An 11,986-nucleotide genomic window follows, 5' to 3' on the forward strand; every position below is an offset into this window, starting at 1 on the left:
GCGCCGGGGCACGCGTCACCGGCCCCGCCGGGACGCTGCCCGCGCTGCTGGCGGCCGCCGGGACGTACACCGCGACCGCTGCGGCGTACGGGCAGCGGGCGTTCACCTCCCGCCGCTGGCCCGATGCCGTGCGTCGCCTCCCGCACCAGGTCACGCTGGCCGCCCGCTGCCTGACCGAAGCCGCCTGCGTCCGCACCGGCCGCCGCCTCACCGGCGGCGGCACGGTGGTGGTGCTCAGCGCAAGCGAGGCCCTGCACGGTGCCGCCGGGCTGCTCGGCGGACCGCACCTGCGGTTCGTGCACGAGCTGGTCACCACGGAGGACGCCGCGCTCAGGACACTCGGGCGGCTGACCCGCCGGGGGGAGCGGCGGGTGATGGCACTCGCCCCCACCGGCGCAGTACGCGACGACCTGGCGGCCCGCTTCCCCCGTCTGCCGGTGACGGTGCGGCCATTCGCCGTCGCCGACCCCGGCGACCGCCTCACCGACACCGACCGCCGACGGGCACGGGAAGCCTTCGGTATCCCCTCCCACGAAGCGGCCGTGTGCCTGGTCGGCGGCTGGTGGCCCTACAAGGACCCCGCCACCGTCGGCGCCGCGCTCGCCCGGCTCGACATCCCCGTGCACGTCCTGGTCGTCGGCGGCCCGGCCACCCACCGCCTGCTCAAGACGTGGGCGGCCCTGCCGCACGTCCGCCTGCACACCCGCCCCGGCCCCGTCCCCGAGACGCTCGTCCAGGAGGCGTACGCAGCCGCCGACGCGGCCCTGGTCGCCCGCCACCCGGGGGTGGCCAAGGAATCAGGGCTGGTGGTCGACGCCGTACGCCTGGGTATCCCGCTGATCTGCTCCGACCACGACCCTCAACTCACCAAGGCCCTGGCCGGGCACGAATGGGTGCGCCTCTTTCCGGTCGGCGACAGTGCCGCCCTCGCCGACGTCCTGCGTGATCTGGCCTGGTGCCCACTGCCGAGGCCCGCCGCGTGCGCGGCCGCCGACCTCGGCGTGCCCACCGCCGCCGGACAGACCGCCTTCCTCACCAACCTGAAGGAGCCATGCTGATGTCTGCCCTGCCCCCGCTGATCGCCGTCGTCGGCCCCGTCGAACCCGCCCTGCTCACCGCCTGGATCACCCACTACCGCGGCCTCGGCATCGAGCGGTTCCACCTCGCCTTCCACTTCCCCGACCACGTCACTGCCGACCGACGCCACCAGGTGCAGGCCGCCTGCCGCGAACTCGGCATCGCCCCGGCTGCGGTGAGCGACGGGCCGTGGCACGAGCACACCAACCCTCAGCTGAGAGACGCCCTGCGCGAGCGCGCCGGCGCCGGGTGGCACCTGCTCGCCGACTCCGACGAACTCCACTCCTACCCCGCCCCCCTTCAGGAGGTGATCGCTGAGGCAGAGGAGTCCGGGACTGGCACGGTGGGCGGGCTGATGCTCGACCGGGTCACCGCGGACGGTTCCCTGGCCGGCTGGGAGCCGGATCAGGGCCTGGACGCCGCCTATCCGCTCGGCGCGTTCCTGACCCACCACCTGCTGCGGGGCGACCCCCGCAAGATCGTGCTCGCACACTCCAGCGTGCCTGTGGCCTCCGGCAACCACCGGGCGCCGGGCCACCGCCCTGTCAACCGGCCGCCCGTCATCGTCCACCACTTCAAGTGGCGCGACGGCGTGCGCCGGGATGTCGAGAGGCGTGCGGAGCACTCGGCGGACGGCACCTGGAAGACCGCCTCACCGGCCCGTCTGGCGGAGGCCCGATGCGTCTTGGAGCATCTTCAGCGGCACGGCGGCCGGATCGCCGTCGACTCAGCCCGGCTGGGCTTCCGGCCCGTCTCACTGGCCACCGTGCCCGACTGGTGGGCAGCGGAGGCCACGCGGCTGGTCACCACCTGGCAGCCGCCGACCCCGGCGCCGCGTCAGAACGAGCCGGGCTCGATGATCTCCTCGCCCTCGTCATGAGGGGGCTCGAACCGGGCGTAGAAGTCGTCCAGCGCCTGCGGGGTGACGGTCAGCGCGTTGGCGTCCTCCCGCTCGTTGCGCTCGTTCAGCCGCCGCAGCAGCTCACCGCGGGGCACCGGGAAGTACAGCAGCCTCGGACGGCCGCCCGCCTCGATGACGAGCTTCGTCCACTCCTCGCGGTCCGAGCGCAGCCACAGCCCGTGATCCAGCACCGCATCCCGTCCGGCCGCGACCAGGCTGACCAGCTCCTCGCGGACCTCGGCGACCACCGGCGCCTCCAGCTCGAAGTACTGACGTTCCGGGTAGTCGACGCCGTAGCGGCCGTGCCGGGCGTGCACCCGCTCGTCCACCGACAGCCGCACCGCACCGGCGGGCTCGAGCCGCCGCTTCGCGAACGTGGTCTTGCCCGACCCCGTCAGCCCCACCAGCAGAAACACCACCGGCCCCGACCGCTGACCATGGGTCGATCGGTCGGACACTGCCGCCATCACCGACGCTCCTCCTTCGCCGCGGGAACTACTCTCCACTCCAGCGTGTCACCCTCAGCGCTGCAGCGCGGCCCGATCACCGAGCCTCACCCACGTGACGGTTGCCTCGGAGATCCCGCCGGGACGTCGGTTACCGGGTGACGAGCAGCGCACGGGCCCGCGACGGGCCAGGTAAAACATCGCGCGGGGCACGCCTTGGGCGCAGTAGCCCGCAGCGCAGCTCGTAGCCCCTCCAGTGAAGCGACCCGTTCTGGAGTCGGGTCGCTTCACTGTGCGCCACCAGTCTTCAGCCGCATGGCGTCCGGCCAGGCCGCGATCCTCGAACAGAGCTTGGCGAGGCGGTAAGTCTTGACGCTGCCCAAGCTGCCGGTGATCTCCAGTCAGTCAGCCTCAAGCAGTTCCTTGCGGGTTCGGGAGAGCACCGGCTGTGTCATGGGCTTCCGCAAGTGTCGTTCCTCGGGCGTATTGGGGCCATACCGTCAGCAAGGCCTGCGTCGACAGGGGCCAGGTGGTGGAGCTATAGGAAAGCGTGGTTGATGCCATCTGCGGTTGAGGTGGCATACGCGCACCTGCACGGCTGCCTGACCCGCCACCGTGGCGGGCTGGTTTCCAGCTGAGGTCGAGCAGGGTTTGTGACTAGCGCTGCCCGAAGGCAGAAGGCTTGGAACTCAAGTGTTCACGTCGACGTTCATCGCGTCGGGGCCGTCGGATGTACCGGCGCTTCAGCGAGCGTGGGGCCCCAGGCGGACGTAGGCGTAGTGGGCAGGGGGAAAACCATGTCGATACTCGGGCCAGCAGGACCTGCGCAGAGCGAGTACCTGTATCACTTCACGGGGCGCACTGGGGGACGGCCGATCTGGGTCCCAGATGAAATCCGCACCTCGAGCCCAGAGCAGAGACTTGACGCGATCCTCCGGGAGGAGCAGTTCCGGGCGTACCCCCCGTTCGGGGCCGCGGCTCCGGGTGCCGGGGCAAGCGGGATGCCCTGCCTGTGCCTGTCTGAGTGCCCGGTCGAACACCTCGATCACCTGATCCAGACCGGGCGCTTCAAGCCGTGGGGCGTGGTGACCACGAGGGAGAAGGTGCACCAGAAAGGGGGCGGAGCAGTGGCCTACGTGCCCGAGAAAGTCCATGAGGCTTTCATCCGCGCCAAGCTGGGGCACTGGGGGGTACGGACCGGGGAAGGTTCCTCCTGGCTTCACGAACGAGAGTGGAGGCTCCCCATGCCGCAAGGCGTAGCGCCCATTGGGAGCGTGCAGGCGATCATCGTCGAGAGCGCCGATTGGCGGCCGTCCAAGGTTCCGACTGGCCGATGGCAGGACGGTCACACGGGGGTGGAAGGGCCTGGCCCTGTTTCGCCGGAGTCGGTTGAGTTGGAGGACTATCCACGGCTCTGGCGCGAGTCGCCGGTGTGGGTCTGGCTTCCGGACGCTGGGGACATTTCGGTGTACGAGCCGGGGGAACTCTGCTGAGCCGATGCACTATGGGGTCCCTGGGTGGGCGCGGCCTGGCCGGCGGTCACTGCCCGCGGTGCTCAACCCGTCAGCGAACGGACTTGGAGAGTGCGCGACGGCGTCCGGTAGCAGCGATGACGAGATATCGGCGAGGTCGGGATGGGTGGCGGCGACGTCGCGCAGCATCTTGGGGAAGGTGACCCGGTCCAGGCCGCGCCCGGTGCGCGAGAGCAGCAGTGGGCCGGTCGTCTCGGTGGAGTGCGGGGTTTTGTGGGTACGTACCGGCAGGTACTCGTCCAGTGCCCACACGACCTGCCGGGGGATGGGCTGGAGGTGGGTGACGGCGGAGGTGCTGTTGTTCTTCGCCGGCAGGCGCCAGGTGGGTCCGGCCTGGTTGTGGCGCTGGATGTGCTGGACGACGACAGCGATGGACTGGCCCGGGCGCAGGCCTGCGAGGGTCATGTAGACGGCGAGCCGGGCGCGTTCGGCGTGAGGGCCGCGGTAGCGGTCGGCAGCGGTGCGCAGGGCGTCCATCTGGAAGCGGGTGAGCTGCTGGCGCGGGGATGGCGGGGTGGGCCCGGCAAGTACGCGGCGCGGCGGGAGATGCCAGCGGGCGGCGCCGAGGTCCTCTTCGCAGTGGGTGTAGAAGCTACGGACGGCGGAGACGGCGCGGCCGCGGGAAGCGGCCGCCATCGGGCTGCTGTCGAAATTGGTGAGGCGGGCAGCCCAGTCCTGGATGTGCAGGGGCTCGAAGTGCCAGACGAGATCGCCGATGTAGGTGAACCAGTCGCCGCGCCATCCTGCGGGTGCGTCGATCCCGGCGAGGAGCAGGCCGTAGCGGTAGCGGGTGTCCTCGTCCCACGCGCGGCCGCGAACCTCCTGGCCGTCGGGACGGTGGTACGCCCCGGCCAGCCAGTTGCGCAGGATCGCGTACGGGTCGGGGGCCTGGTTCGCTGTGCTCACCCGGCCACTCTATGAACCTTCGGAGCCTCACGAATCGGGTCCGTTGCGCTACGGTGCTCTCGGCTGGACGCGCACCGCCACCCGCCGCAGGCCGACGCCCACGCCGTCGTCCCGCGATCGGCCAAGGTCCTACGGGGCCCGCGACGCCCTGACGCTGCTTCTCCTCGTCGACGGGCGGCGTGGGTATGCCCGTCGAGCTGGGAAGACTCGATGCCCCGTCATCAAAGCACCGCTGCTCAGCGCGCCCGAGAGGCGCAGCGCGAATCCGGCGGCAAGTACACCGCCGCGCTTCGCGAAGCTTCCCGGGGCCGCGCCTCGGCGGCCGCGTTCCCCTTGAGGGAACTGCTCGCCGAGTGCACGACCTGCCCCGAGTGGAGCGGAGACCATCCGGAGGTCGACGCCGAATGGGCACCGCGCATGTTCGACTCGACTCTGCTGGGCGGCCCGGTGCCGCATTCGGCGGTCCTGATGCTGGCCGGTGAACTCGCCGGGGAAGGCCTTACTGCCGCAGTGCGGATGGAATCGCGCGACGCCGTCCGGACCGTGGTGCTCGTGTGCGGCAGCCGCCGCTTCCAGCTCGTCCTCTCGCAGGACAACCTGGTCTACGAGCTATGCCTGATCCCGGGGTGCGGGCACCAGCCGGTTGCCGCGTCCCTCATCCCCTACTGCGCTGACACGCACCTCACAGCACGCCCCGGGAAGGAACTCGCACAAATGGCCTGGCGATGGGGGAACTGGCGGCGAGAGCTTGCCCGTACGCCGGGGGCTGCGGATGCAGGAGACGAAGGCGACGCGCTGATCGCGGCCGCCGTCGCTCAGGGCGCCTTCTCCGCAGTCATCGGCCAGCTGCTGGACGGCTGCTACGGAGATCCCGACCTGATTGACGAAGTCTGCTTCACCAGCGAGGACGCCGTGGCGCTGCGGCACGCCATCGATCACGAACGCCTGCTCCTGACGAACAGGGCCAGGGCCGCCGCCACCCGTATCCGCGTGCTGGCCGGCGGACAGTGCGACTGCGGAAGGCGGCTGATCCTCGCCCCGGAGACGAACGTACCCGCCCGCTACTGCTCAGCCCGGTGCGCCCCGGTCGAGCGGCAACCGGCGTGATCCGGTAGGCGCCCCCCCCCGGCCCCCCGGCCCCGGGCGGGCGCCCCCGGTTTCCTGAGCTTGTTCAGGTCCCGCTGGCTCATGCCGAACAGCACGTTCGGCTCGTCGTACCGGAAGGGGTACCCGACGATGAACGCGGAGGCGATGAAGACCCCGTTCCGAAATTTGACCGCGCCCGAGGTTAAACGCTTGTCTCATCGTCTCCTGGGGTGCGCGGCTCCCGCCACGCCATGCGAGCCGCACTCAGGGCGCGGCGACTCCGTGCCAACGTACGTCGCCCGCGCCGGCGGAGGGCGGCCGCCGCCATGAGGGTGACCGCGGCACCCAAAGAACCAAGGAATTCCGGCACAGCAGAGCGGAGCAGCTCGAACACGGGCACACCGACGCGCCAATGGGGCCGACCGCGCGCCTACTCCCTCGTGTCCTGGCTTGTCATTTCCTTGTCGCAGTGACACCGACGTCCGGGCCCGCGGACGTCCCCCTAGTAGCCCGAGCTTGGCGGTATCGGGCCACTTCGCAATGCCATGTGTCGCGTATCAGTGTTCCAGGCGAGAAGGCCGGAGGGGCGCGTTCCATCCGATCGGGCGCCCCTCCCGGAATCACGGCGGGCTGCCGCCCGTCAGGGCAACGGCACCGCTGCTTGCGACCGGCTTAGGCGGGGGACGGAGCGGTGCGTGACCGAGGGCCCCGGCCTAGCGATCCAACTTTACGGAACAGACAAGCCGCCTCCGCCAAGAGCCAAGGGGGTGGTCAAGGTCCGTGGAACAGTGCGGAGCACGGCGCGGCGCCGCCCTGCCCGAGCCTTTGGCGAGGGAGCTGGTCTGTTCCGTAAAGTTCATAACCCAAGGTCTGATCCCCTGTGCGTCCAGGGATACACCGCAGTGCTCCCGCACCGGCGGAAGACCGTCCCTCATCGGTGTGGTCGCGCCCCCTCAGCCGTGACGGGCGACCTGTACCGCAGTTGCAGGGATCATGAAGCGATTCGTGAAGACGCTGGTCCTGGCCGCCGCCGTGACGGCACTCGTCGGACAGTCCGCCGTTGCCCTCCCCGCAGCCCCGGCCACGGCACCGGCGGCTGCGGCATGCACGAAGAAGTGGGAGGTCACCGGCAAGAAGGTCGCCGTCCGGATGCCTCGCGGCAACGCGCCGGTTGCGTCACCAGACTCGCCGGTCGTGCGCTACCTGCACCGCGGGGACGTGGTGACCTCATGCGTCGAGGCCATCGCCCGCACGCAGAGCGGCCCGGCCTACCGCAAATGCGGCCGCGAAGGACACGTCTGGAGGATCGTCCGGGGCGGCCAGGTGCCCGCCACCTGCCTGAAACGTGCTTAATTGCATCCAATGCAACATGACGCAGAATGGCGAGCCGGGTGATCTAGGACGCGCGCAGGCGCTTGCCCCACCTCTGCACAGCCAGCGGGTCGCAGTAGTCGCACAGCGGGGAACGGGCGCCACGCCCGTACTTGTGGGTCGGACGACGGCACGTGGCACACGGCCCGACCTCGTCTCCGGGGCAGGTGCGGGCCGATACGTCTGGTTCCGTTACGGGGGGCACAGGGACTGTCATCGTCGGTCCTCTTCTCGGCGGCCGCCGCCGGCCGCCTCGAACAAAGAATAGAACGCCACTCGCGGCAGTCCCGCCTCCCCGGCCGCTGCGCGCAGGTCGGCGGCGATGCCCTCCAGCGCCGCCGGGACGCTGGAGGGGCGGCGTACCGCGAGGGCATGGTCCCGGCACAGGTCCACCCAGCGCGGTCCGGCGTCGGCGAAGGTGACCGCCCGGGCGGTCACGGAATCCGACCCGCAGACGGAACAGAGGCGTGGCGGCCACGCCGCAACCCGATCGACAGTCTCCCGGCGTGCGGGCGGAGGCGGGGCAGGCTCCAGCAGGGCGGGGTCGACCCCACGTTGCGCGAGCAGGTCTGCGGGCTCCATTGCTGTGCGCTCCGTTCTCCACCCCTGGGATTGCAGTGTGACCAGCAAATTCTAAAATCGAACCTATGAGCGATCCATCCGTGCCGCGTCTCGCGCAGCTCCGCTTCCTGGAAGCGGTACAGGAGCGGGACCTGGCGCGCACCCGGCGCTGGATCGGCGACGAGGAACGCCGTCTGGCCGAACGCCGCCGCGCACATGCAGTGCGGCCACCTGAACCGGACTGGCTGCTGGAGCAGGGCCTCAGTGGGCGAACGCCTCCGGTCTACGTCCACGCTGGCGGCTGCTGGAATGCGGGCAAGCGGTCCGCGGGGATCTCCCGGGACGAGGCGCGGCGGGCGCTCGCCGAGGGGGTACCCGCATGCTCGCACTGCCGCCCGGACACTGAGCTGCGGGTGGAGGGCTGAACCTGCGCGGGTGGAAGGGGTTGCCGTATGTGGACGCTGCCCGAGCCGATGCTCGCCGCCCCTGTGTCCGATCGTGCTCTCCCTGCGGGGTGGGCGGCAGAGGTGAAGTGGGACGGATGGCGGGCACTTCTGTCCTGGGACGCCGGGGACCTGGTGCTGCGCTCCCGCCAGGGCACGGCCCTCGCCGATTCCTTCCCGGAGCTGCGTGCCGGCGCCTCTCAGCTCCCGGACGCGACCGCTCTCGATGGGGAGGTCGTCGTATGGGAGGACGACAGGCTCGCCTTCGAGCGGCTTCAGGGGCGGTTTCAGCGGCGCGGCGCCGGCGCGGCCCGGCTCGCCGCCGAGTATCCCGCCCACTTCGTCGCCTTCGACCTGCTGCGCCTGGCGGGCGCCGAGACCACCGCATGGCCCTACTGGCGGCGCAGGGCCGCCCTGGAGGCCCTCTTCGCCGAGCACCGGCTCACCGCCCCGTGGGCTCTGTGCCCGTCGACGACCGACCCGGACACAGTGCGCGAGTGGCTGAGCAGTTGGACGGCCGTCGGTCTCGAAGGGGTGGTCTTCAAGAGGTTGGAGAGCGTCTACCAACCGTCCGTGCGCGGGTGGCGAAAGCACAAGGTCAGGGCGACCGAAGACGCCGTGGTGGGGGCGTACACGGGCCCGGCGGCCGCCCCGCGCACGCTACTGCTGGGCCGGTACGACACCGCCGGGCGCCTGCGTTACGTCGGGCGCAGCACGACGCTCCCGCAGGCCTCGGGCCGGTCGGTCGCCGGGTTTCTCGCCCCGGCCGGAGACCGGCACCCCTGGGCAGGGTGGTCGTTCTCTGCCGGGTGGGGGTCACGCGAGAGTCTGCACGTCACCCTGGTCGTCCCGGAGCTGGTGGTGGAGGTCGGTGTCGACGTGGCCCGGGATGGGGCCGGGCGGTGGCGTCACCCGGCGCGCTGGCACCGATCGCGTCCGGACCTGTCCGCGGCCGACGTCCCGGACTTCGAGTCCGGGACGTCGGGCTGATTCACAGCAGGTCGGCAACCCAGCGTGCGATGACCTGCTCATCGAGGCCGTAGGCGCCCTTGGCGCCCATGCTGTTGGTCGCCTCGGCGTCGTAGCGGGTGGGCCGAGGGCGTTCGCCTCCGGCGAGGCGCTTCCATCGGCGTTCTGTGGTCTGCACCGCCACCCGGTGCTTGCTTGCACCGGGGAAGGCGCGCTCCAGGGAGATGCCTGCCGACACCGGCAACAGCTCCTCCACGGCGTACGACGGCTGCTCGGCGGGCTGTGCCTCGACGGCCTGCATGAGGGCCACTGTGACCGGGGCGTCGTCCAGGAGGGCGGCGACGTCGACGTGGACCATGACCGCGCCCGCGCGGGAGAGGTACCAGGCTTCCTGTTCGTTACGGACGACGCGCCAGCCCCGGGCGTGCAACGTGGCAAGCATCCGTGTCCAGAAGTCTTCGCCGAACCCCGGGGCCCGCAGGTAGACATGAACGGGGAGGACAGGTTCGGCGATGGCGGCCGCGTCCTCCGGGTCCAGCCGGTCCGCCCGCAGAGCGCGGACGATGCCGGTGCGGTCCTTGAGGCCGAGTTCGTCCCTGATCCACGAGACCTTCATTCCGGCCTCGTAGGCGTCCCGGACGGTCTGTTCGTGGACGAGGGCGGCGGTCTCCTTGGCCGCGCGGGAGTCCCGCAGGCGCGATCCCCAGGACTCCTTCAGCGCGTCGGCAGCGGTCTTCTGCTCGCTCATGACGTGGTGCCTCCGTGCTCGGTCAGCTTCCGGTCGACGTCGGCGAGTTCGGCCAGGAGCCTCTCCCGCTTAGCCTTGAGGGCGTCGATGTCCACCGTCTCGCCCACGACCGTCAGGTGCGGTTCGCCCTCGATGGCGGCCCGGGGTAGGTCCCGGATCTCCACCACGGTCCCCTCCTCGGGCGCCACGGCGGGGTACTGCATCGACCCGGCACCGCCGGGGAAACCGCCGGAGACGAGGACGACGCCCTCCCCGAGTCGGACGTCCGCGTCCCGACTGGAGCGGCTGACAATGGTCCGCCCGGCGAGACGGATCTTGTTGTCCCCCTTGGTGTGGCCCAGGTTGCTGATGTTCCAGCGGACGGTGACGAGGTCGGCTTGGTCCTCCGGGCTGCCGTCGGTGCCGTAGACCTCACGGAGCAGGTCACGCACGCGTTCCTCGTCGCGCGGGTCGAAGGTCCAGCAGCGGGACGCCCGGTCCCACTGTCCGCCGATGTACTTCGCCTCGGCGACGAACTCGTCGTCGTACGGGCTCGTGACCGCGAGGCGCCCCCGCTCGTTCGTCGTAATCCCGATGTCGTTCACAGTTCTGGCCTCCCCCGAGCGGGCATCTCCCGCTCTGTATGCACAACATACAACACTGTATGTGAGCCATACAATGCATGGGGAGAGGGTTGGCCGGTTCTTGGGGTGCCGGTAAGAATGCTGTCACCAGCCGCAAACGGCGAGGTTCTTGCTGAGCGGATGACACCGGCCGTGGCTGCGACCTTCGTGCGGTGTCAGAGAGCGCGGCTTCAGCCAAATGCGGCGGCGCCGCGCTCTTGCTGAGACGTGCCGCGACGCCACTCCCTACAGCCGGTGCCCCTGCACGCGGGACGAGGCGCCTCGCCCCGCTCATTGCCCCGGTACCCGCCGGCCGTGCTGCACTGTGGATCGTCCTGGCCCAGCACGCACAGAGACCATGCGGCTTCGTCCAGCTCCTCGGCGAACGCCGCGTCCCAGTTCGCCCGGCCGTAGACCTGGTGCAGGGTCACCCCGGCCTTCGTCGCCGCCTCGGCGACGGGCGTCTGTGCCGCGACCAGGTCCAGCACGAGCCTGCGCTGCTCTGCGGTGAACGCGTCCTCCGCCAGGGCTCGCCGGCGTTCCCGGCTCTCGGCGCTGTGGGCGTCCACGCAGGCGGCGCACCGGCAGCCGACCCGGTACAGGGTCGCCGGGGAGAACTTCTCGTGGTCGTACTGCACGCGCACGGGCCGCTTGGCAAGCCGGAGCAACTGCTTGCCGGTCCACACGTGTTGTCGGCCCCCGCGGGCGTGGGGGCGCAGTCTGCTGCCGGGCAGAAGGCCATGGGTGGCCATGCCACTGACGCTGGTGGGCGCCATACCCAGCAGAGCGGCGACCCGGCGGACCGTGTAGGTCTCCTGGGGGTCGATCTGGTCGGCGTACGGCGCCAGGGGATGGGGCTGTGTAGTCGAGCGGGACACCTCGGATCACCTTTCGAGTCGCCCCCGCAGGCACGGGGAGCACGCGAGATCATCACTGCCGTTGGGGCGGCGGATCATCCCCGCAGGGGCGGGGAGCAGATGGCGCTTCATCCCCGCAGTGGCGGGGAGCACTTCCCGAGGGGAAGGCCTCTGCGTGTCCGTGAAGGACCACCCCCGCGTCGGCGGGGACAAGGTGCGTTCGACCTGCGCGACTGAGTGATCACGGGTCCACCTCCGCTAGCGCGGAGAGCACGACCTCACTGTAGCGATCCGACGCGGCCGGGTGCCCGACTCCCCGCCCACTGCAGCCCTGTACGGCGTGGCTCTGTGCGCGGTGCTCTGGGGCTTCTACGGGCGAAGGCCTCGCACGATGCGCCTGCGGTAGCCCGGGGCGGTCACGCGGAAGGGGCGGTCACCTCGTCGGAGGTGTCCCCCCCAACACGGTTCACCCCCGGGGGCCCGGGCG

The 11,986-nt window shown here is 70.8% G+C and carries 12 protein-coding genes; 6 read left to right on the forward strand and 6 right to left on the reverse strand.

What is annotated here, in order from left to right; genetic code table 11:
- Positions 1–128: 128 nt before the first annotated feature.
- Positions 129–1,058 (forward strand): hypothetical protein, encoded by a 930-nt coding sequence (locus tag RIF68_RS00730; RefSeq protein WP_309049159.1) that lies wholly within the window; start codon positions 129–131, stop codon positions 1,056–1,058.
- On the forward strand, positions 1,058–1,957 hold the full coding sequence (locus RIF68_RS00735) for a hypothetical protein (RefSeq protein ID WP_309049160.1): 900 nt from the start codon (positions 1,058–1,060) through the stop codon (positions 1,955–1,957). Before RIF68_RS00730 ends, RIF68_RS00735 begins: the two co-directional genes overlap by 1 nt.
- On the opposite strand, the gene RIF68_RS00740 is transcribed toward RIF68_RS00735, so the two are convergent.
- Entirely contained in the window at positions 1,915–2,445 is a 531-nt protein-coding gene (locus tag RIF68_RS00740; RefSeq protein ID WP_309049161.1) for an ATP-binding protein, read from the reverse strand. The two genes, RIF68_RS00735 and RIF68_RS00740, sit on opposite strands and share 43 nt — an antisense overlap.
- A gap of 1,481 nt (positions 2,446–3,926) precedes the next feature.
- Positions 3,927–4,862 (reverse strand): hypothetical protein, encoded by a 936-nt coding sequence (locus tag RIF68_RS00745; protein WP_309049162.1) that lies wholly within the window; start codon positions 4,860–4,862, stop codon positions 3,927–3,929.
- Positions 4,863–5,072: 210 nt separating this feature from the next.
- On the opposite strand from RIF68_RS00745, the gene RIF68_RS00750 reads away from it, so the two are divergent.
- Together RIF68_RS00750 and RIF68_RS00755 are read left to right on the forward strand one after the other, a co-directional pair.
- Positions 5,073–5,969 carry a hypothetical protein gene (locus tag RIF68_RS00750; RefSeq protein ID WP_309049163.1) on the forward strand — a complete coding sequence of 299 codons (897 nt, stop codon included), beginning with the start codon at positions 5,073–5,075 and terminating at the stop codon, positions 5,967–5,969.
- A 972-nt stretch (positions 5,970–6,941) separates the two neighbouring features.
- A complete protein-coding gene (locus RIF68_RS00755; protein ID WP_309049164.1) occupies positions 6,942–7,301 on the forward strand; it encodes a hypothetical protein in 360 nt (119 codons plus the stop codon).
- 231 nt (positions 7,302–7,532) lie between these two features.
- Here the strand turns inward: RIF68_RS00755 and RIF68_RS00760 are convergent, their stop codons facing one another.
- The gene (locus RIF68_RS00760; protein WP_309049165.1) at positions 7,533–7,757 is read right to left on the reverse strand and encodes a hypothetical protein; all 225 of its coding nucleotides are present in this window, start codon (positions 7,755–7,757) and stop codon (positions 7,533–7,535) included.
- A gap of 209 nt (positions 7,758–7,966) precedes the next feature.
- Here RIF68_RS00760 and RIF68_RS00765 point away from each other — a divergent pair, with 209 nt between their 5' ends.
- Positions 7,967–8,305: a DUF6233 domain-containing protein gene (locus RIF68_RS00765; RefSeq protein ID WP_309049166.1), complete on the forward strand. Its 339-nt coding sequence runs from the start codon at positions 7,967–7,969 to the stop codon at positions 8,303–8,305.
- Between the two features lie 48 nt (positions 8,306–8,353).
- Positions 8,354–9,313: an ATP-dependent DNA ligase gene (locus RIF68_RS00770; protein WP_309049170.1), complete on the forward strand. Its 960-nt coding sequence runs from the start codon at positions 8,354–8,356 to the stop codon at positions 9,311–9,313.
- A gap of 1 nt (position 9,314) precedes the next feature.
- Here the strand turns inward: RIF68_RS00770 and RIF68_RS00775 are convergent, their stop codons facing one another.
- From RIF68_RS00775 to RIF68_RS00785, 3 genes are all read right to left on the reverse strand, one after another.
- The gene (locus RIF68_RS00775; RefSeq protein ID WP_309049167.1) at positions 9,315–10,040 is read right to left on the reverse strand and encodes a hypothetical protein; all 726 of its coding nucleotides are present in this window, start codon (positions 10,038–10,040) and stop codon (positions 9,315–9,317) included.
- Complete coding sequence (locus tag RIF68_RS00780; RefSeq protein ID WP_309049168.1) at positions 10,037–10,624, reverse strand: hypothetical protein; 588 nt, start codon at positions 10,622–10,624, stop codon at positions 10,037–10,039. Before RIF68_RS00780 ends, RIF68_RS00775 begins: the two co-directional genes overlap by 4 nt.
- A gap of 209 nt (positions 10,625–10,833) precedes the next feature.
- Positions 10,834–11,520, reverse strand: coding sequence for a hypothetical protein (locus RIF68_RS00785; RefSeq protein WP_309049169.1), 687 nt, complete (start codon positions 11,518–11,520; stop codon positions 10,834–10,836).
- Positions 11,521–11,986: the final 466 nt, after the last annotated feature.

This window comes from Streptomyces sp. (genome assembly GCF_031178505.1).
GTDB classification, from domain to species: domain Bacteria; phylum Actinomycetota; class Actinomycetes; order Streptomycetales; family Streptomycetaceae; genus Streptomyces; species Streptomyces gulbargensis.